This window comes from Mucilaginibacter sp. MD40 (assembly GCF_002288635.1).
Lineage (GTDB): Bacteria > Bacteroidota > Bacteroidia > Sphingobacteriales > Sphingobacteriaceae > Mucilaginibacter.
The window spans coordinates 2,029,753-2,055,755 of the sequence record NZ_NRSW01000001.1 but is presented as its reverse complement, the minus strand read 5'-3'; the positions used below and the strand labels follow the sequence as shown (position 1 = coordinate 2,055,755).

Below are 26,003 nucleotides of genomic sequence, written 5' to 3'. Positions count from 1 at the left end.
TACGTTTGCTTTTGCGTGTTATTTTGAGGCAGCTACCTGCATAGGGTTAATCCCTGACGACTGGCCACGAACCGGCCCGCCGTTTTTCTGTTTAAACAGCTGCAGCTTTGACGGCTCAGGCATTTTACCCCAGTAATTATTGCTTTCATCAATATCAGCGGTTTCGCGCATTGGATCAAGCTTTATAGAGGCCACTTCCTTATCCAGTATGTAAAATTTAGAAGCGTTCTTCTCATTCAGGCGCCATATTTGTGCCGCGATACGGTCAACCCATTTGGTGCCGTCCTTGTAGGTAAATTCCACAATGATCGGCATTACCAAACCACCCTTATTGCTGAAGTTAAGTTCGTAAAAATACTTACTGTTATACTTGGCAGTTTCCGCATCGTTTAATGGCTCGGTCGCGAAAGGCTGTGGAGCAGGCTGCGCTTTAACCATGGCCTCAAATTTGGCGGTATCTACTTTTACCATTCCCCTGTCGTACTTCCAGTAAAAATCGTGCGTGGCAGTGTCCAGGTCTGTCTGGAACCTGATGTTCTTGTCATTACGGTTGCGCACTTTAGAAAGGTCATCAAAATCATTAACGGCCGGAGGCGCAACTTTTTGTGCACCGCGTGGACGCATAGCAGGCAGCTTGGCGTTCAGGTCGGCCTTAGCGTATTTAACCGAATCGAGCGAGATATCTACAGGGTCGGTACCGTAGAACCAGCCTCTCCAGAACCAGTCGAGGTCTTCACCGCTGGCATCTTCCATGGTACGGAACAAATCAGCAGGTGTAGGGTGTTTAAACGCCCAGCGGCGCGCGTATTCTTTAAAGGCGAAGTCAAATAGCTTACGGCCCATAATGGTTTCACGCAGAATGTTTAGCGCTGTTGCGGGCTTGCTGTAAGCGTTAGGGCCAAAGCGCACAATGTTTTCAGAGTTGGTCATGATAGGTTCCAGCTCATTCTTAGGCAGCTTCATATAATCAATAATGTTATACGCGGCTCCTTTTTTAGTAGGGAACTTGTTATCCCAAAGTTCTTCGGCCAGATATTCAACAAACGAGTTAAGGCCTTCGTCCATCCAGGTCCACTGGCGCTCGTCGCTATTAACGATCATCGGGAAGAAGTTATGGCCTACCTCATGGATAATTACACCGATCATACCGTTCTTGGTGCTTTCACTGTAAGTACCATCCTTTTCTGTACGGCCATAGTTAAAGCATATCATCGGATACTCCATACCGTTTGATGCCTCAACAGATTGCGCTACAGGGTAAGGATAAGGGATAGAAAAATCAGAATAGGTTTTAATAGTATGCGCAACTAAACGGGTTGAGTATTTGCTGTACAGGTTATAAGCCTCTTTACCATAGTAGCTCATGCACATTACATTATGGCCGCCAACTTTGGCGCCCATAGCGTCCCAAACAAACTTGCGCGATGAACCCCAGGCAAAGTCGCGCACATTGTTGGCCTGGAAAACCCAGGTCTTTTTAGCAGTTGAAGGCGCTTTTTCAGCAGCTTTGGCCTCAGCAAGGGTAACAATCTCTACCGGTACCGATGACGTTTTAGCTTTGTTGTAACGGGCCAGTTTAGCAGGGCTTAACACAGCGCTGTAATTGATACATTCGCCTGTGCCGCCAATCACGTGGTCTGCCGGAACAGTCATCTGCACACGGAAATTACCGAAGGTAAGCGCGAACTCGCCGCGGCCGGTAAACTGGTGGTTTTGCCATCCCTGGAAATCGCTGTAAACGCACAAGCGCGGGTACCACTGCGTCATGGTGAAGAGGTAGTTGCCATCTTCAGGAAAGTACTCGTAACCACCACGGCCGCCAACTGTCATTCGGTCGCTTATTTTATAGTTCCAGTCAACTGTAAATACAAACTGAGCGCCGGGCCTTAAAGGTGCAGGCAGGTCAATACGCATCATGGTTTTGTTGATGGTATAACTCAGCTTTTTGCCGGTAGCATCAACAAGGCGGGTAATTACATCGCCCAAACCGTTATCATCTTCGCCGTTACGTACGGCACTCTTATCAATGTTTTGTGTAGTAGTAGCACGCGGCATGCTTGAGCTGCTTTGGTAACCCGAGTTGCGCAGGCTGCTATGCTCATTCTCATCCAGTTGTAACCAAATATAGGTTAGCGGATCGGGCGAGTTGTTGTAATAGGTAATAGTTTCGGTGCCGTTAAGCTTAAGGTTTTTTTCATCAAGCTCGCACTTAATGTTATAATCGGCCCGCTGCTGCCAGTATTTAGCACCCGGCGCACCGCTTGCCGTGCGCTGCTCATTAGGCGTACTTAAGATAGTACCTAACTGCTCAAATTTATTGCCATGATTGCTGCCAGGGTTATTTTGTATGTCCTGGGCAAAGGCGGCCGTTGCCAGGCTTACTGTAAATAAAAAGCTGGTAAAAATTCGCTTCATATGTTTTATGTGATTGGTAAACAAATTTAAATTAAAATGGCAACCTTTCAAATGCCATTTGTATGGATAATGCAAATACCCCGGCCGATATAAAAAGCACCCAGTCGCGCCGGGCCACTCTTAACTTATCAATAAACAGCGCGGCCAGTATCAGTATAACAGCTACTACTACTATCTGCCCCGCCTCCAGCCCCAGGTTAAAACCAAAAAGCCCCCAGCTTATGGTTTCGTCTTTAGCCAGCATAATGCGGATGCTGTTGGCGAAACCCATACCGTGTATCAAACCAAAGAAAAGTGCCAGCCAGTAATTTACATTTACGCTGCCGTTTCTTTTACCAGCCCGCCAAAGATTGTTAACAGCTGTAATAATAATGGTACAGGGTATTAAAAACTCTACCCATTTACCCGGTAAGCGTATCACATCAAGCACGCTGAGTGCCAGTGTTAATGAATGCCCTATGGTAAAAGCGGTTACAAGTATAAGTACCTGCTTAATATTTTTAAAAGTATAAACCGATGCCAGCGCTAAAATGAACAACTGATGGTCTAAAGCATCGGTACTGATAATGTGTTTCCATCCCAGCCCGAAATAAAAACCAATATCAGACATAATATTTTTTAAATGAAAGCGTAAATTTAGCAGCTTTCAGCTATAAAACTATCCACAGGCTAACATGACTGCTTTTTTAGGTAAATCTATATTATATTGTTACATACTTTTAGGGCCTTTAGTTGCCTGGAAACCTGCCCCGGTAAATTTTCATCCCCTGCATGTGAGCACTACAGATATCAGCTACAATAACGCTGATAAACAAATGGAAGTGGTTTGCACCATTTTTACGGATGATTTTGAGTTGGCCCTGCAAAAGGAATTTCATACGAAGATTGACCTGAACCGTGCCGATATGCATAAAGCGATGGATGCTCTGGTGAAAAACTACATCAGCAGCCGTTTGCAGCTAAAGGCTAATTCATCTTCGCTGCCGCTCAACTACCTGGGCTATGAGATAAGTAACGCTACCGTTAATGCCTACCTGGAATCGCCAAAGGTAGCCACGCCTAAAACTATTGATGCACAAGTGAGCCTGCTGCAAAGCCTTTATGCCGACCAATTGAACATTGTACACATGACCGTTAATGGCACCCGTAAAAGCACCCGGCTGGATGCGCCCGACAAACAGGTAACGCAAACATTTTAACTCATTAACTTAAATTGGCTTTGCTGAAATACTGCCTATTTATGCTTAGGCAGTGATATAGGGAAACTGGTTTCGCGCTTAGCCTCTTTTAACACAAAAGTGCTTTGTACTGAGCCAAGCGGTACTACATTGAATAGCTTTTTCATCAGGAAATCGTGATAGGTATCAAGGTCCTTTACGGCTACGCGCAGAAAAAAGTCGAACCCGCCCGACATCTGGTAACATTCCAGTACTTCCTCAAACTTTACCACCTCCTCTACAAAATGGTTAAGGTTTGATGCCGAATGGTCGCGCAGTTGTACCTGGGTAAAGGCCATTAGCCCGCGGTCGATCTTCTTATGGTCCAGTATAGCCACATAGCCTTTTATATATCCCTGCTCCTGCAATTTCTTTATCCGCTCGTATATAGGTGTAGGCGTTTTATTCAGCTTTTCGCCTATCTCCTTATTGGTAAGGCGGGCATTTTCCTGCAAAAGCTGCAAAATGCGTATATCAGTACTATCAAGCGAATTTAACATAGGATGATTTTTTTCTAAAAAGCACGGTTTGGCAGCTATCTAAAAGATTATTTAACTACCATTTTGCTAAATTAAAGATTTATTTACCAAATAAACAAATTTTTACAGATGATATTACTTTACTACCGACATTTGCAGTGCTTAGTTAAAGAGGGAGTAGTTAACCCATGGGAGCTTTGATTAAGTAACTTACAAACAAGCCCCCAAGCTTTTTGTTAAGTTGGTTTAGTAAATAGTTTAGTTAGTTAGGAAAAAGGCTGTCATGTTCATCACGACAGCCTTTTTTGTTATATTTTAATAAAACAAAGCCATTTTACGCGAAGCCAGCTCGATCAGTTTATTTAAGCCCGAGTTTTTAAGCTGCCTCACTCTTTCTGATGATATGCCAAAGTTGGAGGCGATATCAATAGGCGTAAGGCTGTAATCGCCCTTTAAACCAAAACTTAATTCAATAACCGCGCGCTCTTTAGTGCTTAACTGCGCTAATAGTTTTTCTACATGGTAATTGCGGCATTCGGTTTCCATGGTACCAAAGTCTTCCTGCCCGGCATCAGGCAAGCGGTCTGATAGGGTAAAATCACTATCCTCGCCTCCAATAGGCATATCCATGCTCATCGTACGACCACTGTACATGATAGAATCTTTTACTTTATAGGCCTGCACCTGCATAGATTCGGCCAGCTCATCAGGTAAAGGGTCGCGCTGTAGCTGCTGCTCCAGGGCGCTCTCATGCTTTTTCATTTTGGTGAGGATATTGATATGGTTATCCGGAAGCCTTACCGTACGTGTATATAAGGATATAGCATCCATAATGGCCTGCCTTATATACCAAACCGCGAATGAGATAAATTTAAAGCCTTTACTCTCGTCAAAACGGTGCGCAGCCATAATAAGCCCAGTATTACCCTCGCTGATCAGATCTGCCAGAGGCAAGCCCTGGTGTTGGTATTTTTTCGCTACCGACACCACAAAACGCAAATTGGCTTTCACCAAACGCTCCATAGCAGCCTTATCGCCCTGTTTTATTTTACGGGCCAGCATCACTTCTTCATCAACACTTACCAGGTCAACCTTTGCTATGTCTTTCAAATAGCTTTCAACCACCTGCGATGAGCGGTCGGTTATGTTTTGCGTAATTTCCAGGTTCCTCATACGTAATACTCCTTTCCGGGGAATACACCGGTGAGCGCAATGCGCGTCACCGTGATTCCCTTGCCTGAATAGTTAATTTTTTATAGTTTGGTTTAAACCAAATGTCAGGATATGCAGAAACACATGCTACAGATAAGCATAACTTTGGATGAATAAATGGTTTACAGGGGTTTTTTGAAAAATTTTTCTAAAAACGACATGCTTAAATGTTAAAAACAGAATAATCATCTGCACAACCAAGCATAAAAATCATAAAATGATTAAATTTTCAGTACACTAAGTAAAATCAGCTTCTTAAAATATCTTAAAAACAAACCGCCATTTTAACCTTGTTTATAGATAGTTATTATCCCTATGTTTGATCATAACCCCTAATTATAAATTGTACTTTATACACTAAGTAACATGAGCAAAGTAAAAACACTGGGGCAGTTCATTATTGAAAAACAGGCAGATTTCCCGTATGCCAAGGGCGAACTTTCGCGCCTATTACGTGATATTGGCATAGCCGCTAAAATTGTAAATCGCGAGGTAAACAAGGCCGGACTGATGGATATACTGGGCCAGGCCGGCAGCACCAATATACAGGGCGAGCACCAGCAAAAGCTGGATATTTTTGCCAATGAGCAATTCATCAACGCCCTGAAAAGCGGGGGCGAATGCTGCATAGTAGCCTCAGAAGAGAACGAAGATATTATTTTAATTGATACACCGGTGGCTAAAAATGCCAAATACATTGTAGCGATTGACCCGCTGGACGGATCATCAAACATTGATGTGAATGTAGCCATCGGCACCATTTTTTCTATTTACCGAAAAACCGATATCAGCCGCCGGGCATCATTGGCTGATGTTTACCAAAAAGGCACACAACAGGTTGCCGCGGGCTATGTGATCTACGGCTCATCAACCATGCTGGTGTACACCACAGGAAAAGGCGTAAACGGCTTTACCTTAGACCCCTCTATTGGCGAGTTCTGCCTCTCCCACCCCGACATGAAAACACCTGCCGATGGTACCATTTACTCGATAAACGAAGGTAATTACATCCATTTCCCGAAAGGTGTAAAACAATACATTAAATATTGCCAGGTAGAAGATAAGCTTACGCAAAGGCCCTATACTTCGCGCTACATCGGCTCTATGGTGGCCGACCTGCACCGTAACCTCATCAAGGGTGGTATATTTATATACCCGGTAACGGCATCGGCACCTAACGGCAAACTACGGCTGGTATATGAATGCAACCCTATGGCCTTTATTATTGAACAGGCCGGTGGCAGGGCAACCAACGGCAGCCAAAGAATACTGGAGCTGGATGTTACCGAACTGCATCAGCGATCGCCCATTTTTATTGGCTCCGAAAATATGGTAAGAAAAGCCGAGCAGTTTATGGTTGACGCCGGTGTGCTCTCCTTCGCCGAGGCCGAACCGTTGCTTTCGGCATAACATAAGCCCACTCAAGCACGTTATGAAATAATGCCTGTGGGCGGATACTACTATTTTTATATATTTGCATGCATTATTGCACCCGTAGTTCAATGGATAGAATGTCAGATTCCGGTTCTGATGATATGAGTTCGAATCTCGTCGGGTGCACGGTAATTATTTGATAGTTAGGTAAACTTTTTTGAAGTTTTACCTAACTATTTTCTTTTTACTACTGAAATTAAAACCTAAAGTTCATACCTTATCATGAGAAAATTCCAACTCATTTTTGCTATTTTTATACTGTTTTTAAGCACTTTTTCCTGCAAAAAAGACGCTGCAACACCACCAACTCCAGTTAAAGAAAACTCCAAACTTGAAGGTACCTGGAAAATTGATAACACAGATTATGACATGTATGCAGCTGGTAATCTGATAACAAGTTATAACGAAAAAGATAAAACAAATACCGTAGTTACCTTTAATACAGATGGAACCGGAACTTTCAAAAGCGATGGCGACGAGAATACAAAATTTAGCTATGTATTTGCTGACAACAAGTTAAACTTTACCAATGTACAATATTCCGGACTCAGCAGTAACTATAAATGGCGCAATGTCGTTGATTTTACCTATACAGACGTTAAGCTTGGATTCAATCAGTTAACTTACAAAAGGGAGGGACTAGTTGCACAACCAGCCTCGTATACTTCTTATGAAGCTACTGTGAATTTAATTAAATAGCATTTTGCCGTGAAATGAAACAACAAAGGCCTGTATATACAGGCCTTTGTCATTAACAATTTTTTAGTGTTTTTCCAGATCAGCAGTGTACTCGCCGCGGCGAGCCAGGTTATTTAGATAAGCCCTTTTGTAGAGTATATCCTGTGCTTCTTTTACGTTGGCATCATCACCGGCCCACTTTTCCAGCGCAGGCTGGTGCAGTGCCCTCGAGAACGAGAAGGTAAGCGCCCATGGCAACACCTGCTCATACTGCACATGCATGGCGTTAAGCCGCTCGGTAGCCAGCTCGGCCTCCTGCCCTCCTGATAAAAACGCTATGCCCGGTACCGCGGCAGGTACGCAACGTAAAAAGCATTGTGTGGTAGCATCGGCAACCTTCGTAACATCGTCCTGTACCGATGCGTCCGCCCCGGGCAGCACCATGTTGGGTTTCAATATCATCCCTTCAAAAGCAACACGCTGCTCGTATAAAGCGTTAAAAACCGCATGCAAAACCTCTGTGGTTACTTCCTGGCAGCGCTGCAGCGTGTGGTTACCATCCATTAATACTTCAGGCTCTACAATAGGCACCAGTCCCGCCTGCTGGCATAGTGAAGCGTAACGGGCCAGGTTAAAGGCGTTTGCTTTTATGGCGGCTGCAGTAGGTGTATTTTCTTTTATAGTAATTACCGCGCGCCATTTGGCAAAACGCAATCCTTTGCTGTAATAATCTGCCAGGCGGCTGGCAAGCCCATCAAGCCCCTCTGTGATCTTTTCGCCCGGGAAACCCTCCATATCCACAGCACCTTCATCAACCTTAATACCGGCAACTATTCCCTGCTCTTTCAGCACATCTAAAAAAGGTTTACCATCAGCGGTAGACTGGTGTACGGTTTCATCAAATAATATGGCTCCGCTTATACATTCGCCCAGGTTTGGGGTGGTTACAATCAGCTCACGATATTTTCGCCTGTACTCTTCGGTTAGCGGGATGCCCAGCGGCTCAAAACGCTTATTAATAGTAGAAAGGCTTTCATCCATAGCAATAAGCCCTTTATCAGGTGCCATCAGGCGGCTTGCGGTACTTTTTAATTCAGCTAAATTCATTTGGGTTGATGATTAACTAATACCTTAAACCATGATACAGCCACCTTGTTTGAAATCAAACCGATACCTTGCAGTAAACTGACAAAAATTTAAAGTCCGCATAGTTAAGTATGCGGCCTTCTATTTACAGCACCGATCAGTGTTGCAAGGCAGGTTGCATGTGGGTACTGATGGCAATGCGGTTCCAGCAGTTAATGGCGATAACGGCAACCAGTACTTGTGCTACGTACTTTTCGCCTAATACTTCTGCGGCTTTGGCATAGGTAGCTTCAGATACACCGCCTTTGCTTATCAGTGTAGCCTCTTCCACAAAGGCAAGTATCGCTTGCTCTTTCTCATCAAAAAATGGCGTATCTCTCCAGGCACTGATGGTGTAAAGGCGTTGCTCGGTCTCACCCAATTTGCGTGCATCACGGTTATGCATGTCCAGGCAAAAAGCACATCCGTTAAGCTGAGACGCACGTATTTTTATCAATTCTTTGTGTATGGGGGTTAGCTCTGTGCTGTTTACGTAATTTTCGAGCACAAGAAATGTTTTGTAAGCTTCCGGAAGGGTCTTAAATAGATCTACTCTTTTCATGGTGTTGTTTGTTTTGATTTGTTAAACCAAAATTGCGAACAAACAATCCCTCAAAAAATGAACTGAGGTTAAGAAACGGTGTATTGAAGCAAGATCCGAGAATCAAGATGCAAGAATCAAGATGCAAGAATCAAGATTAAACTAAACAATACCTATAATTGAGATAATTTCTTTATCTTAATTCTTGACTCTAATATCTTATATCTACCTCTTCCCCCTTATCCGGCTTAAAAACTGCGGTGTGAAACCAAGATAGGATGCCAGCATATATTGCGGAACCCGTTGCACAAAATCAGGAAAGAGGCTAATGAAATACCTGTAGCGTTCTTCATCAGTTTGGTTAAATATAAAGCCAATGCGACGCTGTGAAGCCACAAAAGCGCGCTGCATCATGATACGGAAATAGGTTTCCAAACGGGGTATCTCAGATAAAATGCGATCCTTGTCTTTAGAGGGTAGTAGCAACACCTGAGTTGGTTCGAGCGCCTGGATATAGGTGGTGGCAGGCACGTTATTTACCAGGCTATCGTGGTCGGCTATCCACCAGTTCTCAAGTGCAAACTGTACTATTTGTTCATTAAGTTTGGCGTTAACATAGTATTGGCGTATCAGCCCGCCCAAAACAAAATACTCACCTTTACAATGCTTACCCGGCTCAAGAATTAATTGCTTCTTTTTAAACGTTAATAATTGCAGGTTATCGCACAACAAGGTTTCTTCCGCAGATGAAAGGGTTACATGCCGGTTAATATGAGCGATGAGCTGCTGATATATCATCAGGGCAATTTAAACTGAAAACGAAAATTGATATCAGTACCCGATTGGGTTTGATCTGTAACCACCTCACCGTCAACCTTTACAATGGTATGTATGCTACCTTCAGGTTTGGTCTTAGGCAGTTTGGCATCAATGGTGAACTTTATTTCCTTACCCGATTTAATGGTGTAAGTTTTATCAAATTTGCCGGTATATTCCTCTTCGTAATATTGCACATTCTTAGCACCAATGTAGTACATCTTAGCTTTTACACCCGGCGGTATTTCAGTAATATATTCTACCTGGTAAGTATCTTTCTTAGCGATCTTAAGCTCACCGCGGTTCATATCATAAATAGCTTTATGGCAACCGCTTGTTGCAATTACTACGAGGAAAAGGTATAGGAGTTTTTTCATGGAGACTAATATAAATAAAAAGGCCATGTTAGTTTGCACAACATGGCTTTTATTTAAAGGCGTTATTGTTCTTTGAGATTGCCGGGCTATCGCCCGCAATGACACTGACCTTTGGTGGCTGATTATTTCAATGCCTCAGCGGCATAAGCTCTGCATTTTTTAACTTCGGCAACGGCATCAGACCCTTCAGGTATCTTATACTCCAACTCAATGGTAGCCGGAAACTTATATTTATTCTTTTTCATGAGTTGCAGCACCTCTTTTATCGGGGTATCCCCTTCGCCCCATGGAGCATTGGGCCCATCATGAAATTTACGGTCCTTGATGTGCATACTGGTAATACGGCCGTGGTATTTCTCAATAAACGGAACAGGGCTGCTACTGGTGCCTGCCGTATAATGGCCAATATCCAAATTAATACCGTTGTATTTAGATTGCGCGAGGGCTGTATCCCATAAGGTTGGGGTTGCCTGGGTATGGGCGTGGTAACCCACCATCATTTTATGTTTGGCGGCTATGTCGCCAAGGCGTTGGGTTTGTGCCGCATCAGGCAGCTCAACTGTTACGTGCGTACATCCCAAAACCTTACCCACGTTAAAAGCATAATCAATTTCGGCGTCGGTATTTTTGGGGCCAAGCGCGTTGGGTTTCCATGCGTAGATGGTAACACCCGCATCGTTATACATTTTACGCAGCTCTTTAAACTTATCCATATTAGCCGATGCCCTCCAGGCGGCTATTACAGGCGCGTAATCGGCCCAGCTTTGCGAAGGTTCGCGTTTAGGCGCACCGGCATAAGCTTCAGCGGCATCGCCCATCAGCTCAATGGCATTAATATTACAGTCAATACAGTATTTAAGCAGATCTTCTGCAGTGCCGGGCATGCTTCTGAACGAGTAGGTAATAGCCCCTATTTGCACGCCGTTAATGATCGAATTTGGTTTACCCCAGCGATTCATTAATGACAACGCGAACGACGCTTTTGAAGCCAGCAACAAACCTGTAGCCGCTACAGCGCCTGCGCCAATAAAGCGGCGCCTGCTTAAATTGTTATTTTCCATGATGATAACGAGGTTAATGTATTGGTATAAACCAAAGTTATCAAAATTTGCAAGCGGGAAAAATGTGTATCAGCAGTGTTACTTAATAACCTGGGGCAGTACGATCTCAAAATTGGCGCCTTTGCCAGGCTGTGAATAGATACGCATGGTACCTTTTAAGCTTTCAACCAGGTGCTTCACCAGCGCCAGGCCAAAGCCATACCCCTGTTCGCCGCCGGTGCCATTAGTTGATTCCGCTTTTCCGCCCAGTATATTTTCAATAACTTGCTCGGTAAGTCCCTCACCTGTATCCGCCACGTTAATCTGCAGCGCGTTGCTTTGCCCCTCAATTTTCAAGCTCAGGTCAACACTAACCTTTCCGCCTTCGGGGGTAAACTTCATAGCGTTTGATACCAGGTTGCCAATGATCTGCAAAAGCTTATTCTTTGAAAATGGTATACCGGCCGAACTCACAGACGTATTTACCACAAAGCCTATATTTTTATTGCGCGCCTGAGGCATGTATAAATGTTCCAGCTTTTCCTTAAGTACATCTAATGTAAATTCATCATTTCTAAGCTCGCGCTTCGGTAACTCGGTTGACAGTATCTCGTCGGCCAGGTCGAGCAATGAGCGTCCACTGCGTTGTATCAGGTTAATAAACTCCAGCACTTCCTCAATCTCGTTCTCGTGCCCCTGCTCGCTAATAACCTGTGCCAGCCCAATAATACCACCAAGCGGGCCGCGTATGTCATGTGCAACCTTTTTACGTGATTCATCAGCCTCGTGCAGTTTATTTTTTAGCCCGTTAATTACTTTATAAGCTTTTAAACGGTTTACGATCTCGTCGGCAATGATCTTTAGCAACTCTACTTTTTCGGGTGGCAGGGTCTTGGTGCTATCATCAAGCACACATAAAGCGCCAATGTTATGGCCGTCATCCGTCCTAAGCGGAACGCCCAGGTAGTATTTGGCTTTTGGCCCGCCCGTTACGTAAAATTTGTCTTTAAATCGCTCATCCGCGGTGAGGTCCTTTATCTCAAAGGGCATATCACCAACAATGGTGTACTGGCACACAGAGTCTTCGCGCGGCATCTGTTGCAGATCAATACCATGGTTGGTAATGCTCCACTGGGTAAACGAGTCAATTAAGTTAACCAGCGATATGGATGTACCGGCTACTTTAGCCGCCAGCTTGGCAAGATCTTTAAAAGCATCCTGAAAGCTGCTGTAATCAAGGTCATAGTCTGAGAGTTCTATGATCCGCCCCATTTCATTATTAGGAATTGGCTGTTGTTGCATTTTTAGAGATTATAAAGACGCCTGTTTTTCGGCTTACTATAATAGCAAAAATACGCTTTGTTCCCATCATTGGTTTACTGTTTTAACAACTCAAAGTTGTTTCAGTAAAATATTATCTTATAATTAACAAAAAAGCCCCGCAAAGCAGGGCCATAACAACAATGGTTAACTTCTATGTTAATTGCTTACCACAACGGTAGCAGCCGCCATACTTGAGTGTATCTTGCATATATAAGTGTAAGTGCCGGCTTTGGTAAAAGTATGGGTAAAAGTTGCCGACGTAGCCAGGCTGCCGCTGTCAAACTCGGTACCATTATCAGTAGCGGTATGCGGTGCAGTATCTTCGTTGGTCCAGGTAACGTTGTTGCCCACCTTTATATTTACTGATGCCGGGGAAAACGCGAAACCTTTGATGCTTACTGAGGCATTGCCGTTAGTTGGCGTTGTTGGGTTGGTGGGCGTAGTTGGGTTGCTTGGCTGGGGCGTGCTGCTGCTTGATTTTGAACAAGCTGTAATGCCTGTAACCACTACGGCAAGGCCCAATGTAATACCTAAGATGTACTTTTTCATATCAAATGCTTTTAATGAGTTTGTATTCTGTAATACATTGCGGTTGTTAATGCCGCTATGGTTGCCCGGCATAGTAAATTATGTTATTATACTTAAACCAATTCGCCGGTATTTAAAACGATATTTATGTTGAGGTAACTGTTACTTAATATTATGCCTTTTTTTAACTTTGCGCTCCTTTAATTTAAGTGGTGAACGGTAACAGCAAAAAATCGGTAAAAGAAATATGGGTGGCGGCACTGCAATCGCCCAAAAAGCGCGACAAGCTGCTTATCGGTTCGTTTATTATCGCCATAATGCTGCTGGGGATGCCTTTCTTTTTCAGCTACATACAAAGCAGAAAAGGAGTTGTACTAAACGATTGGGTGTTGGGGCACCTGCCTGCGCATGATGTTTCCGTTTACATTTTCATGCTGATATGGGGCATGGGCCTGCTTATTTTATTAAGAGCTTTGTACAATCCCATTATTTACATTAATTATGTTTGGACGCTGATATTTGTCAATATCGCCCGCATGGTTACCATCCTGTCGTTCCCATTGGACCCTCCTAAGGGCCTCATTCATTTGATCGACCCGCTTACCGGTGTATTTTACGGCAATACCATTATTACCCGCGACCTGTTCTTTTCGGGCCACACCTCAACCCTGGTGCTTATTGTACTTTGCCTGGAGAAAAGAACCGATAAAGTACTGGGTATAATAGCCGCGGCCGTTGTAATGTTTCTTTTACTGGTACAGCATATCCATTATACTATTGATGTGGTAGCTGCTCCTATCCTTGTTTACCTGATATTCAGGCTGGTGCGCCACTTCCTGAAACTTGATCAGCTCAAAGCCAGCGAATACTAATTGCCCAATTATTTACGGTTTAACTTGCATAAACAGCCAATACACGTATTTTTGGTTGATACCAATTTTACCTGTTTTATGAACCATTCCCGCAGAGGCTTCTTAAAGTCGGCCGCTATTGCAACTGCTGCAGCCACTACCGCATCAACCGCTAAAGGTTTTACCATATTGCATAAAGAAAAACCTGCTGATGAGCAGATCATCGGCCATAACGGCTTTACCTATAAGGTTGACAAAGGCTGGGCTAAAATAAGCGTAAACAATACGCCGCTTGCCAATTGCCACGAGATGGTACAGGATAGCAAAGGCCGCCTGATTATGCTGGGCGATCATACGCACAACAACGTGCTTATCTTTGATAAATCGGGCAAGTTATTGGATTACTGGGGCACCTCGCTACCGGGCGGGCATGGCTTAACCATTAGCAAAGAAGGCGGTGAAGATTTCCTTTTGCTAACTGATTGCGGCTGGGCCTTAGACCGCACTGGCGGCACCTACGGGCAAGCCGGCCAGGTACTAAAAACTACCACGGACGGCAGGCTGATATTTGCCATAGGCCATCCCCGTACCATTGGCATCTATAAAGATGATGAGCCATTTAAACCTACCGAAACAGCCGTCGCACCTAACGGAGATATTTACGTGGCAGATGGTTATGGTTCTGATTACATTATCCAATACAACGCCAAAGGGCAATACATACGCCATTTTGGTGGGCACCATAACGCTAACCCCGACCATAACCTGCGCAATGCACACGGTATAACCGTTGACACCCGCGATAAAAATAACCCAACATTGATATGCACCTCCCGCGAGGAGAATTGCTTTAAAATGTTTAGCATGGATGGCAAGTTCATTAAACGGATAGACCTGCCCGGGATGTATGTTTGCCGCGCCGTAATTAACGATGACAATATTTACGCGGGTGTGTGCTGGTCTAAAAACGCGGAGGGCAAGCAGTTTGACGGATCGGGCTTTGTTACCATTTTGGATAAGGATAACAAGGTAATCTCTAATCCCGGCGGTATGGCTCCTGTTTACAAAAATGGCGCGCTGCAGCAAACCTTACAGGCCAAAAACGCCACCTTTATGCATGGCCATGATGTATGTATTGATGAGGATAAAAGCGTATACGTTTGCCAATGGAACGCCAACCACACTGCGCCGGTAAAATTAACAAGGGTGTAGTTGGTTAAAACATTTTTGGCCGGCAATTGCTATCATATAGCCTAACGTTACACCGGACATATGGATATTGCCCTCGGCTTATTTACCTGTTTATTACTCACTTTCACCTTGCTGCCGCTTATCCGCCATGATTTTTGGATATTCAGGGTATTTGATTATCCGCGCCTGCAGAAACTGTTTCTGAATGGGCTGGCGGTGGTTTTACTGCTTACATTTTATAGTGGCAATGCTACTTCAAAATATCTGCAAGTATTACTATTAAGCATCAATATCATTTATCTTTTATGGCTCATACTGCCCTTTACCCCTCTTGGTAAAAAACAGGTGCTAAAAGCAACGGTAAAAGACAACGAAAAAAGCCTGAGTTTGATGATAGCCAATGTATTACAAACCAATCACAATACGCAAGGCTGTTTAAACGAGATAGCTAAAGCCGACCCTGATGTGGTGATTTTATTAGAAGCTAATAACAGGTGGGATGCGGAAACAAAAAGCTTATCAGAAAAATACCCCTTCGCTAAGAAGGTGCCGTTGGAAAACATGTACGGCTTACTATTTTACTCAAAACTGGAGCTGGTTGATACAGCAGTTCACTACCTGGTAGAGCAAGATATTCCCTCTATACACACAAAGATAAAACTACGCAATGGCCAATTGGCGCAATTTTACGCAGTGCACCCTACGCCGCCAGCACCGGGTGAAAACTTAAGATCAACCGAGAGGGATAAAGAGTTGCTTTTAGTGGCCGACCTTGCCAAAGCAAGTGAGCTACCTGTTATTGTAGCCGGCGACCTTAACGATGTGGCCTGGAGCCACACTACCGACCTCTTCCTGAAGATGAGCGGGCTAGTTGATCCGCGGCGGGGCCGTGGGTTCTTCAATTCATTTAACGCGCATTATTTCTTTTTGCGCTTTCCCTTAGATCATGCTTTTATCTCTCGGCATTTTAAGCTACAAAAGCTTAAACGGTTAAACAACTACAATTCTGACCATTTTCCCATCTTCCTGCAAATACAACTGGATGAACATGCATATGCACAGCAGCAGCCGCTAATGGCGGACAGTGATGATAAGGAGGAAGCACAGGAGAAGAAGGAGAAGATCTAAAACCTTACCTCACCGGCTTGGGAAACACGGGAATACTCTCGTGCCCATCTGCATCAACAGACTGTACGGCAAACAGGTAGTTATCTTTTGAGTAGCCTATCTCAGCAGATGTACCGCTTACAAAGATCTTTTTCTCCCAATACGGGCTGGTGGTTTCACGCATTAAGACGTAGTAACCTGCGGGTGCTTTGCTACCTTTAGGCACTTCCCATTTCAATTGCGTTTTGTTGGTTAAGCCGCTGGTAACAATGCCCACATTTTGCGGCCTACAGGGGGCAAGTGCAAGGTTAGCTAATACAGATAGATTCATCCCTGCTACTTTCTGCGTGTAATCATAATCGGCAAAATCGGGCAGGTCGCCATAATCAACACCTTTTTCCTTGCGGACATCCTGGTGCTGGCGGTTAAAATCCTCATTCATCTCTGTGATACGTACCGCTGTATAGCCTTGCTGCGAGAACGGCGTGTGATCGCCGCCACGCAGGTACCGGTCGCGGCGGTAGATAAGCTTTACATCCAATTGCTCCACGTAACGCTCTGCCACTTCTTTTATATAACGCGCCAACTCCCGCGAGGGGCTATCATTTTCGCCACCAACCGAATTGCGTACCGTGGCTTCCTTTTCCGTTTCTGCGGCAGGTACCCCCTCGCTAAAAACACGAACGCTGCGGTTATCCCTCAGGCCTGTTTCCATACCGTAGGTATTGCCTACAATGTCGTTGTTCAGCATAGCATCTATTTGCCAGCCCTCAGCTTTGGCGCGTTTAGCCACATTGGCCGAGCCATACAAGCCCTGCTCCTCGCCCACCACGGCCATAAAAATAATGGTAGCCGGAAATTTTTGCTTAGCCATTACCCTGGCCAACTCCATAGAAACCGCCGTGCCCGATGCATCGTCCACCGCACCCGGCGCAAATGATTTTGCATCCATTACATCGGTAGCTCTTGAATCGTAATGCCCCGAAACGATGTATACTCGTTTATCGGCTGTGTCAGTCCCTTTTAAAATAGCCAAAACGTTTTTCATAGGTGTAGGCTTATCAATGCGGCTGCCAACAGGCTGTATAAACTCATCAAACATCACCGTTATGCGGCCGCCAGATGCTTTAGCGTAACGCTCGTATTCGGCTTTGATCCAGTTGCGGGCGGCACCAATACCCTCTGTTTTACTGGTGGTATCACTTAGGGTATGGCGCGTTTTAAAACTTACCAGTTTACGAACAATGGTCTCTATATTCTTTGCTGAAACCTCGTTCACCATATTGGCAATATTAGCATCCTGCTTTACGGTGGTTTGTGCAGATGCAGAAATGGCAAAAAAAGAGGCTATGAAAAAGCAGATATATTTCATGACAGCAAATTAAAAATACTATTGCTGAAACAGAAGCATCAACAATTAATTTACATGTTAACGCTTGCTAATCCTGTTCAGGGTTATTTGCCTTTGCAGGTTACATTTAAACCTGTTGGTACCATCCACTTGTAACTTTGAATGCTTGGTACGCCTGCCTTGCACTCTTGCCCGCCACATTTTAAAGCTGCTTAACTTCATTTTTCGCCTCATCAGGTCTATCACGTTTTTCTCGCTTAGGCCAAATTGCGCTTCAATAGCGTCAAAAGGCGTCCGGTCTTCCCATGCCATTTCTATGATACGGTCGATATCAATTATAGAAAGACCTGTTGTGATAGCTGATTTACTCATGCTTGCTTAACCGTTGAAAATAAAATTTGTTGAGCATAAAAAAGAGCCGCGAGTTATCGCGCCTCTTCTGCTATTGCTTCACTGTGTAAGTCTTCTTATCTACCCCTACACCTGTTATTTTAAGCGATTTCCAGTTTGGCGGCAAGGCGCTTCTGATCTGGGTGATACCTGTTGGGGTGATATCCAATCCACCGAAACCCATCAGCATGGCCTGTATGATACCACCCGCGCCGGTAGCGAAGTACGGGTTAGTACCACCTTTTGTTTCCGCGATAACACGGAACGGAGGGTTGAGATTAGGCTCATAAGCATCCTTAAACCAGTGGTAGGCCTTTTTTCCGTTACCCAAACGTGCATAAAGCAACGCGAATACACCTTGCGTCATGGCGGGTGTACCTTCATTGGGCACCCGGGTTTCATAATATTCCAGGTCTTTCCTGATCTGTGCCGGATCAGTAATGGTTTTAAGCGGGTAGGCCAGCAAGTTCACATCAGCCTGTTTAATCCCTTCGCCTTTATATTGGGCGTGTTCCTGGGTTACGCCATTGCTCATTTTCAGGATCGGGATGTTGTTGGCTACGTTCACCCAATCGGTATCGGCCTGTATGCCTAAAACCTGTGCAGCGGCAGTAGCATTCATCAGGTTGGCCTTTGCCGCGGCATTGGTAAACGCGTTATTATCAATATTCTCTGCCCATTCATCGGCAGCTACTACGTTCTTGATATCGTAATGGCCCGGCCCATTACGTTCTACACGGCTGGCCCAGAAATCTGCAGTGGCGGATAACAACGGCCAGCCCTTTTCGCGCAGCCATTGCTTGTCTTGCGTTACGCAATAGTACAACCAGGCGGCGTTACCTACGTCAGCGCTGATATGATGCTCAAACGGACCGCTCAAAGCCCAAACCGGTGTTTCCTCTACCCCGCTATCCGCGCTCTCCCAGGGGAACATTGCCCCTTTGTAGCCATGTGAAAAAGCATTTTTACGAGCATTCTCCAAACGTTCAAAACGGTACTCCACCATTGATTTGGCTATTTCGGGGTGCAATACCAGCATGGCGGGGTACATCCATAGATCGGTGTCCCAAAAAACGTGACCGTTATAGCCTAAGCCCGATAATCCCATTGGTGACGGCGACAATGCCGTACCTGCACGCGAGAAGGAGTACAAGTGGTACAACATGCTATGCACATCCTGCTGCGCCTGCGCGTCGCCCTCTATCTGGATATCACTTTTCCATAGCTCGTCCCAGGCTTTGTTATGGAACTGGATAAGCCTGTCCTTGCCTTCCAGCTTGGCGAAGATAGTGAGGCGCTCGGCTTCATTTAAAGGGTCGGCATGGTGGGCTGATGTGATGGAAGATCCGGTAACGCCGTACTTATAAGTTTGCCCGGCACTCAAGGCTTTACTAAATTTCATTAGGTGCATGTTATTATCCCACATCTCGTGGATAACACGCGGCTCTTTGCCATGCTCCTCATTAAATAAAAACGATGTTGATGCACACAGCTGTAATTTGCCGGTTGGTGATTTAGCGGTAGATGTTAGCAGACTGATGGTTACATGCGGCCTGTCTATCTCATTATAATAGTTTTGTACTTCTTTTAAAGCATCAGGCGCTTCCATTACGCTGGCGGCGGTAATGTTGATGGCTTTTTTTGCCGTGATGCTCACATCTGTTAACACAGTGAACGGCAAATGGCGTAGTGAGTAATAAGTATATTTAATGGTTGCCTTATCGCCGTAATCAAATGTGGTGGTCATAGCGGCGTGCTGCATATCCAGTTCCTGGCGGTAATTGCTTACCATTTTACCGTCGAGTCGTCGGCCATCTACCTCCAGGTACATATTGAGGAGATTAAAGCTGTTCAAAAAGTTGCTTACCCTGCCACGGCCGTATAGGTCATAAGCGCCTGCCAGCACCACATTTTTTACTTTGAACGGCTCCGGCGATGACACAATGCCGATCATTCCATTGGCCACGGTAATACCGTAATAGTTATTGGGATCTATCTTATCAGCTTTAATTACCCATGGATTTATGGTTTGGGCGGCTGCACTTATGCTGATGGCCATACCGGCGAGCAAAGCAATAACACTTTTCATAAACTTCACTTGATCTTTAATTGTAACTTCTGGTTTACGAGGTCGCCTATTTTAACACCTGTCTGGTTGCCCACATCACAGGCAATTTTATAGTGGATACCACCATAAACACGTGAGATGGCTGCTTCTTTTGCTGCCTGCCTGAATGATTTAAAAGAACGCGGCGGTATGCCAAACTCAGATTCAGAAGAATCAGTATACGCTTTATTATCACCAAAACTATCTGTCAAGGCTTCCGCGGCAGCGGCTGATATAACCGCGTGCCCGCTGATATACTCGGGGAATGGCGGTGTTTGGATGTAGGGCTTCCAGTCGGGGTCTATCAACTTATTGATCACCGTTTCGGGGCGTACGCTGTTAGCCTGGTATTTAACATACCAGCAATTAATAAACGCGTCAAACAACGCTATTGAAGCCTTGGTGTAAGCAGCCACTGTAGTATTGAAATCAGCATTGGCCATTTTTGAGCCGATGCCGGCAATATTCATCCAATGCCCTGCCGGGCCAAATTTTTTGGTAGCGAACGACGCATGGCCTATCACATTTAGCTTGAAGGCATTATCGTCCCAGAAATCGGCCATATGCTTTTGTTCGGGGGTAAGGCCGTCTATCTTGCCTTTCACATCCATCACATTTTTATAGAACACACTGTTCTTATCGGTCATATTGTAAGCCGGAGGCTCGGGTGCGGGTATCTGCGCGGCAGAATCAAGCACCATCGGGCGTATCTCGCCCCAGTGTGGCTCAAGAGCCTGCGCGTACATTGGTGGCGTAGGTATCCATCGGCCATCTTTACGCACAACGGTATACTTGCTTGCCGAACGCGTTTGGGCGTAGTTGTCCTTTTTACTCCATTTCATGATGCTCTTGGCTACGGTATCAGAATAAGCCACAGAGTTTTCAAAAACATCAGAAGGCATACCGGCATCTTTGGCTTTCTTCTTTAACTCGTCCACATAAACAAACATGCTGCCTTCGGGGAAGGTAACCGCGTTACCTACATAGCAGAAGGATAACAGGGAAGCAAACTGAAAATCGATATCCTTACCTTTTTCAGGCTTAGGCATGACGGGCATATGTTTAATTTGCCCCGCAAGCGAGCGGTAATGTGAAGGGTCGCCGGCGGCTATTACCTCATAAGCGGCAATGTTGGCATAAACGTAGTTACGCGACGCGATAACCGGCGGAAAATTATTTTCCAGTACAATATCATTGAGTTTTTTTACTGTAGCGCGGTAAAGCTCGGGGTTATGAGTTACTTTCTGGTAATCAGCTTTTTTGCATGAGGCAAGGCATATCGCTGCAAATGCAAACAAAAACAGGTAACGGTTCATAGTTTAATTAAAGGCTTACAAAAAACCCGGCGGGCTTTGGGCCGGCTGGTATTGGTTTAATTGTTTAAAGGCTAAATATAATGGTTTTAACGCACTGGGGAATACATTTTTTAGGTTGATTTTTACACTATTAAATAATTATTTTTACCGCCTTAATTACGCCACCATCAGGGGTTGTACTTTTTGAATTTGCTGTAGGATTATGAAGAAACCGGCCCTTATAATTTTAGCTTTACTGCTGCTTGTATTTATCAGTATCTATTTTATTATTCCTCAAAAAATAAAAACTACCAGCGCCATACAGATCGACGCGAGCGATATGAATGTGGCCAGGTTCCTGGTGAATAAGCGGGCATGGCAAAAGTGGTGGCCGGGCAAATTCAACACCCAGGACAGCTCCCGTTATACTTATAAAAATATGGCTTTTACCCTGCACGATAACACCAACGGCAGCATGCCCGCTTTGATAAGCTATGGCAACACAAAAGCCGGCAGCAGCCTTACCTATAACAGCATAGAAGAAGGCTCATGCATGGTTTACTGGACCGTAGAGATGCAAACCAGCCTTAATCCTATACAAAGAGTTAAGGAGTATTTTGAAATAAAAAAGCTGGGCGGCGAACTACAGGACATACTCCGTATTTTTAAAAAATTCATGCAGGCTGATAGCAATGTTTACGGCTTTACTTTTGGTATTAAGAAGATAGACTATGAGTACATGATGGTTACCGCCACTCAAACAACCGCTTATCCGGCAAGCGATGTGGTTTACAAACTCATTGATCAATTGAAAAACGAAGCCGGAAAGCAGCACCTGCAACAGGTGGCAACGCCCATGCTTAACGTTCACCAAACTGATGAAAACGCTTACCAGGTAACTGTAGCGCTGCCGGTAAACAAGCCATTTAGCGCCAATAACAGCATTAAGATGGAAAAAATGGTGTTGGGCGGTAACTTATTACAAACCAGTGTAAACGGCGGCCCGGGTAACATAAAAAACGCATTCAGGCAATTAAAGCGTTATCAGAAAGACCACCACCTGATATCGCCAGCCATGCCTTATGAACTGCTGGTTACCAACCGCTCCGAACAGCCCGATACCAGCCAATGGCACACCACTTTATCGTGGCCCATTTTTTAGTTAACGGGTAACCAGCACCAGTTTACCATCATACGTGGTAACTATAAAGCTTTTACCTGTGGCTGTTTTGTAAGGATAAATATGAGTTAACTCCTGAGAGTTGAACAGGCTGTTTATCCAGTATTCTGGTTGCGAGAACTGCTTCCTGGCCTTATCATAATGTGTGGCTACCAGGCCCAGCGCATCATACTTACCTTCGTAAGGTACAACACCCCAAAAGTTACCGTTAAGCAGGATATCCCTATCCTTATTATTTAAAGCGATCACCGAGCGTACAGGCGCCTGCTGAAAAAGGAAAGGCAGCGCTGTAACATTCTTTGTATTCAGCACATCGTTTGCAAAAATTGTATTAAATTGATTGGCCTCCAGCCTGCCCTCATCCTTTATCTTATCCTTAAATATCTCTTCGGTAGTTTTATCGGCCATTTTCTGAAAGCTCAGGAACTCCTTTTTCAGGAACGGCAGTTCCTGTTCCAGATCATTCTTAGGCCTGAAGGGATAATATTTGCCTTCATAGAAGTAAGATAGGATCAGGTCGTTCTTGCCATCATTGTCAATATCGTTATTGTAAGCATACAACGGCTGCCCGGGCGCTACGTTGTATTTATTGTTAAGCCCCCAGTTACCGGCAAGCAGGTCGGGTTTGCCATCGCCATCAATATCGGTTACCAGAGCAGATTGCCACCAACCTTTCTGCTCATCAAGCGCGGGAATATTTTGCTTAACCAGTTTGTTTCCCTTGTTTAAAAAGACCTGTATTGGCTGCCATTCGGCGCTCACAATTACATCCTGCTTGCCATCGCCGTTTACATCGGCAGTACTAATGCTGCTGATATATTTGATAGACGTTAATTCGGGGTAGCTGGTTTTTGGTGCTAAGCTAAAATTACCGCTTCCATTATTCAGCATAACCACCGACTCTGCCGCCATGGTATAATCGCGGAAAGGCACCGCGCTCACCAGCATCACATCCTGCCGTCCATCGCCATTAAAATCATAAACAAATATTTGCGAGGGCTGCATGGTAATTTTAGGCAGCGCCTTAGCCTCAAACTTGAAGTTCCCTTTATTAATGTACAGCCTTGGCTGCTTACGTTTCTCGGCCTCAATAAACGGATGGCTGGCAGTGGTCACCAACAAATCCTGTAGGCCATCGCCATTTACGTCGAGCCAATGCGCGTCAACATCGGCCATCGCCTTATCCACGGCAAAAGCATCTACGGCTATTTTGTTGAATTTGCCGTTCCCGGCACCTGCCAATAAATATTTGTCTTCATTCTCAACGCCGCCTACATAGATATCCTCTATCCCGTCGTTATTTACATCCGCAACAGCTACCGCGGGAATATGCGGAAGGTAAGTATGCGGTAATAAGTTGTAATAATTAAAATCGGGCGTTTCATTAGGGGCGATGTTGGCTAATACACTCGCTTTTACATCGGTATAGGTAAATTGCCTTTTTCCATTAATGTAACCGGTTATAAGGCCGTTTATATCAGCCGTTATGCGTGTATCTTCTTTTTTATAGCTGATGACGGACTTCTTGTTCAGAGAGAGTTTATTGATCACCTGATAAGAGTTATCAGGCCATATCACCAGCATATCTACAGGCTTATCGCCGGGCAAAAAGGTAAACAGCAGGTTGCTGTTTTGGGTACTGGCATAAGCGGTGCTGGTTTGTATTTCCTGATGGTCTACCTGCTGCACCGAACGCAGGTAAAACTTAGCACCAATAGCATCAGGGTTGCCTTTGTTATACTTGGCGCTGATTTTTATATATGATGGCTTTGCTTTGCCCGCATGTTCCATGGTCATGTTCTGGTAAATGAAAGCCGGCTGGTCCATATTATTGGTTACCAGATCAAGGTCGCCATCATTGTCCAGATCAACAGCTACCGCTCCTGAAGAGATAGACGGATCTACCATATCATTACCGGATGAAATATCGGTAAATTTCAGGTCATTGGCTCCCTGGTACAAATAGTTATGTACCTGACCGTCGGGCATGAGATTGATCTTTTCTTTATCAAAGAAACGGCTGGTCTTAAAATCCTTTATCACGTTTGGGTCGCCCAGATATTTAAGGTAATCCATATCGTTCAAACGCTTTTTTATACCGTTTGAAAAAAACATGTCCTTGCGGCCATCCATATCAAAATCCTGCACCAGCGGCGACCATGTCCAGTCGGTTGCAGACATACCCGAATACAGGGAAATATCTACAAACTTCTTTCCGTTGCCCACATTGAGTTGCAAACTGTTTTTGGAATACTGGTAATAATAACCGGCGCTTACTTCCTGGTTGTAAATATCAAGCGGTTCGTCGTTAATGGTCGATTTCAGCGCTTTCATCTCACCGGGCAGCATGTCCGTACTGATCACATCGAGGTGGCCGTCCTTATTTACATCGGCAAGCGTGTTGCCCATAGAGAACAAACTGGTGTGCCCGAAGGCACTTTTCATTTCCTCCTTAAAAGTGCCGTTATGCTGGTTGATATAGTAATAATCCTGCTCAAAAAAATCGTTACTCACGTAAATATCGTCCCAACCATCGTTGTTAAGATCGCCCACGCTCACGCCAAGGCCGTAGCCTATGGGTGCCGAATAGATACCCGAACCGGTGGTAACATCGGTAAAATGGCCATTATCATTCCTGAAAAGGTGATCGCCGGCGTCGTGGCTTACCTTAAAGCGCTGGGTAGAGTCGCCATAGGTATCATTACTGTGTACCGATGAAGTAAGCAAGAACATATCCAGATCGCCATCCTTATCATAATCAAAAAAGGATGCCTGGGTGGAAAAGCCTGAGAAATCGAGCCCATATTTGGCCGCTGATTCGGTAAAGGTGAGGTCGCCGTTATTGATGTACAGCTGATTTTTACCTTTAAAGGTTTTATAATTGGATACTACGCTCACATAAATATCCTTTAAGCCATCGCCGTTGATATCTACAATGGTTACGCCTGTTTTCCAGTTACCCGTACCGGCAACGCCGGCCTTAGCGGTAATATCTTCAAACTTGAGATTGCCCTTGTTAAGATACAGCTTATTTCCCTGCTGGTTGGATACAAAATAAATGTCTTCCAGTCCATCGTTATTAAAATCGGCAGTGGCCATGCCTGCACCGTTGTAGAAATACAGGTAATCCAGGATGTTCACCGAATCGGTTACGACGTTCTTGTTTACAAAATTGACGTTAGTTTTCTCCGCAGGCAGGAGTGTAAATATAGCCGCGCCCTGCTTATTAGTGCGGCATGAGGTATATACGGCAATGCCTGCCGCTATGATGCAGCAAACTATCAGCAATTTTTTATAGATGAGCGGTTTCGCTTTTGGCTTTTTCGCTTTTTGTTTTGGCATATCG

23 protein-coding genes and 1 tRNA gene are annotated in these 26,003 nt (G+C 44.8%); 8 read left to right on the top strand and 16 right to left on the bottom strand.

Translation table 11 applies throughout. The annotated features are described in order from the left end of the window. Nucleotides 1-18: 18 nt before the first annotated feature. Together CKK33_RS09280 and CKK33_RS09275 are read right to left on the bottom strand one after the other, a co-directional pair. Complete coding sequence (locus CKK33_RS09280; RefSeq protein WP_095705805.1) at nucleotides 19-2,415, bottom strand: M1 family metallopeptidase; 2,397 nt, start codon at nucleotides 2,413-2,415, stop codon at nucleotides 19-21. 31 nt (nucleotides 2,416-2,446) lie between these two features. Beyond that, nucleotides 2,447-3,025 (bottom strand): HupE/UreJ family protein, encoded by a 579-nt coding sequence (locus CKK33_RS09275; protein WP_095703835.1) that lies wholly within the window; start codon nucleotides 3,023-3,025, stop codon nucleotides 2,447-2,449. Between the two features lie 64 nt (nucleotides 3,026-3,089). Here CKK33_RS09275 and CKK33_RS09270 point away from each other — a divergent pair, with 64 nt between their 5' ends. Next, entirely contained in the window at nucleotides 3,090-3,614 is a 525-nt protein-coding gene (locus CKK33_RS09270; RefSeq protein ID WP_095703834.1) for a DUF6702 family protein, read from the top strand. Nucleotides 3,615-3,649: 35 nt separating this feature from the next. On the opposite strand, the gene CKK33_RS09265 is transcribed toward CKK33_RS09270, so the two are convergent. Further along, entirely contained in the window at nucleotides 3,650-4,132 is a 483-nt protein-coding gene (locus CKK33_RS09265; RefSeq protein WP_095703833.1) for an Lrp/AsnC family transcriptional regulator, read from the bottom strand. Nucleotides 4,133-4,426: 294 nt separating this feature from the next. Beyond that, nucleotides 4,427-5,284, bottom strand: coding sequence for an RNA polymerase sigma factor RpoD/SigA (locus tag CKK33_RS09260; RefSeq protein WP_095703832.1), 858 nt, complete (start codon nucleotides 5,282-5,284; stop codon nucleotides 4,427-4,429). A gap of 405 nt (nucleotides 5,285-5,689) precedes the next feature. On the opposite strand from CKK33_RS09260, the gene fbp reads away from it, so the two are divergent. The 3 genes from fbp to CKK33_RS09245 all read left to right on the top strand — a co-directional run bounded on the left by fbp (nucleotide 5,690) and on the right by CKK33_RS09245 (nucleotide 7,456). Then, nucleotides 5,690-6,733, top strand: a complete 1,044-nt coding sequence (gene fbp, locus CKK33_RS09255) for a class 1 fructose-bisphosphatase (protein WP_095703831.1) — start codon at nucleotides 5,690-5,692, stop codon at nucleotides 6,731-6,733. Nucleotides 6,734-6,811: 78 nt separating this feature from the next. After that, nucleotides 6,812-6,883: transfer RNA gene (locus CKK33_RS09250), tRNA-Arg, on the top strand. A 96-nt stretch (nucleotides 6,884-6,979) separates the two neighbouring features. Continuing rightward, nucleotides 6,980-7,456, top strand: coding sequence for a hypothetical protein (locus CKK33_RS09245; RefSeq protein WP_095703830.1), 477 nt, complete (start codon nucleotides 6,980-6,982; stop codon nucleotides 7,454-7,456). A gap of 63 nt (nucleotides 7,457-7,519) precedes the next feature. Here CKK33_RS09245 and CKK33_RS09240 read toward each other — a convergent pair whose 3' ends face one another. From CKK33_RS09240 to CKK33_RS09210, 7 genes are all read right to left on the bottom strand, one after another. Further along, nucleotides 7,520-8,542 (bottom strand): class I fructose-bisphosphate aldolase, encoded by a 1,023-nt coding sequence (locus CKK33_RS09240; protein WP_095703829.1) that lies wholly within the window; start codon nucleotides 8,540-8,542, stop codon nucleotides 7,520-7,522. 136 nt (nucleotides 8,543-8,678) lie between these two features. Then, nucleotides 8,679-9,122, bottom strand: a complete 444-nt coding sequence (locus CKK33_RS09235; RefSeq protein ID WP_095703828.1) for a carboxymuconolactone decarboxylase family protein — start codon at nucleotides 9,120-9,122, stop codon at nucleotides 8,679-8,681. Between the two features lie 204 nt (nucleotides 9,123-9,326). After that, a complete protein-coding gene (locus CKK33_RS09230) occupies nucleotides 9,327-9,899 on the bottom strand; it encodes a Crp/Fnr family transcriptional regulator (RefSeq protein ID WP_233138180.1) in 573 nt (190 codons plus the stop codon). Next, the gene (locus CKK33_RS09225; protein ID WP_095703827.1) at nucleotides 9,899-10,294 is read right to left on the bottom strand and encodes a hypothetical protein; all 396 of its coding nucleotides are present in this window, start codon (nucleotides 10,292-10,294) and stop codon (nucleotides 9,899-9,901) included. The genes CKK33_RS09230 and CKK33_RS09225 overlap by 1 nt, the downstream gene beginning before the upstream one ends. Nucleotides 10,295-10,416: 122 nt before the next feature. Beyond that, nucleotides 10,417-11,355: a sugar phosphate isomerase/epimerase gene (locus CKK33_RS09220; protein ID WP_095703826.1), complete on the bottom strand. Its 939-nt coding sequence runs from the start codon at nucleotides 11,353-11,355 to the stop codon at nucleotides 10,417-10,419. 78 nt (nucleotides 11,356-11,433) lie between these two features. Beyond that, entirely contained in the window at nucleotides 11,434-12,636 is a 1,203-nt protein-coding gene (locus CKK33_RS09215; protein WP_095703825.1) for a GAF domain-containing sensor histidine kinase, read from the bottom strand. 177 nt (nucleotides 12,637-12,813) lie between these two features. Beyond that, nucleotides 12,814-13,206 carry a plastocyanin/azurin family copper-binding protein gene (locus tag CKK33_RS09210; protein ID WP_095705803.1) on the bottom strand — a complete coding sequence of 131 codons (393 nt, stop codon included), beginning with the start codon at nucleotides 13,204-13,206 and terminating at the stop codon, nucleotides 12,814-12,816. 191 nt (nucleotides 13,207-13,397) lie between these two features. Here CKK33_RS09210 and CKK33_RS09205 point away from each other — a divergent pair, with 191 nt between their 5' ends. From CKK33_RS09205 to CKK33_RS09195, 3 genes are all read left to right on the top strand, one after another. Further along, nucleotides 13,398-14,057, top strand: coding sequence for a phosphatase PAP2-related protein (locus tag CKK33_RS09205; protein ID WP_095703824.1), 660 nt, complete (start codon nucleotides 13,398-13,400; stop codon nucleotides 14,055-14,057). Nucleotides 14,058-14,135: 78 nt separating this feature from the next. Beyond that, nucleotides 14,136-15,248, top strand: coding sequence for a twin-arginine translocation signal domain-containing protein (locus tag CKK33_RS09200; RefSeq protein WP_095705802.1), 1,113 nt, complete (start codon nucleotides 14,136-14,138; stop codon nucleotides 15,246-15,248). A gap of 60 nt (nucleotides 15,249-15,308) precedes the next feature. Beyond that, the gene (locus CKK33_RS09195; protein ID WP_095703823.1) at nucleotides 15,309-16,355 is read left to right on the top strand and encodes an endonuclease/exonuclease/phosphatase family protein; all 1,047 of its coding nucleotides are present in this window, start codon (nucleotides 15,309-15,311) and stop codon (nucleotides 16,353-16,355) included. Between the two features lie 4 nt (nucleotides 16,356-16,359). On the opposite strand, the gene CKK33_RS09190 is transcribed toward CKK33_RS09195, so the two are convergent. The 4 genes from CKK33_RS09190 to CKK33_RS09175 form a co-directional block, all read right to left on the bottom strand. Next, on the bottom strand, nucleotides 16,360-17,706 hold the full coding sequence (locus CKK33_RS09190) for a M20/M25/M40 family metallo-hydrolase (protein ID WP_095703822.1): 1,347 nt from the start codon (nucleotides 17,704-17,706) through the stop codon (nucleotides 16,360-16,362). A 57-nt stretch (nucleotides 17,707-17,763) separates the two neighbouring features. Then, entirely contained in the window at nucleotides 17,764-18,057 is a 294-nt protein-coding gene (locus tag CKK33_RS09185; RefSeq protein WP_095703821.1) for a TIGR03643 family protein, read from the bottom strand. A 70-nt stretch (nucleotides 18,058-18,127) separates the two neighbouring features. Continuing rightward, the gene (locus CKK33_RS09180; RefSeq protein WP_095703820.1) at nucleotides 18,128-20,164 is read right to left on the bottom strand and encodes a glycoside hydrolase family 65 protein; all 2,037 of its coding nucleotides are present in this window, start codon (nucleotides 20,162-20,164) and stop codon (nucleotides 18,128-18,130) included. Between the two features lie 5 nt (nucleotides 20,165-20,169). Continuing rightward, entirely contained in the window at nucleotides 20,170-21,498 is a 1,329-nt protein-coding gene (locus tag CKK33_RS09175) for a vanadium-dependent haloperoxidase (protein WP_095703819.1), read from the bottom strand. 202 nt (nucleotides 21,499-21,700) lie between these two features. Here CKK33_RS09175 and CKK33_RS09170 point away from each other — a divergent pair, with 202 nt between their 5' ends. Further along, nucleotides 21,701-22,639 carry a hypothetical protein gene (locus tag CKK33_RS09170; RefSeq protein WP_095703818.1) on the top strand — a complete coding sequence of 313 codons (939 nt, stop codon included), beginning with the start codon at nucleotides 21,701-21,703 and terminating at the stop codon, nucleotides 22,637-22,639. Here the strand turns inward: CKK33_RS09170 and CKK33_RS09165 are convergent, their stop codons facing one another. After that, a complete protein-coding gene (locus tag CKK33_RS09165) occupies nucleotides 22,640-25,999 on the bottom strand; it encodes a VCBS repeat-containing protein (protein WP_095703817.1) in 3,360 nt (1,119 codons plus the stop codon). Between the last annotated feature and the right edge of the window lie 4 nt (nucleotides 26,000-26,003).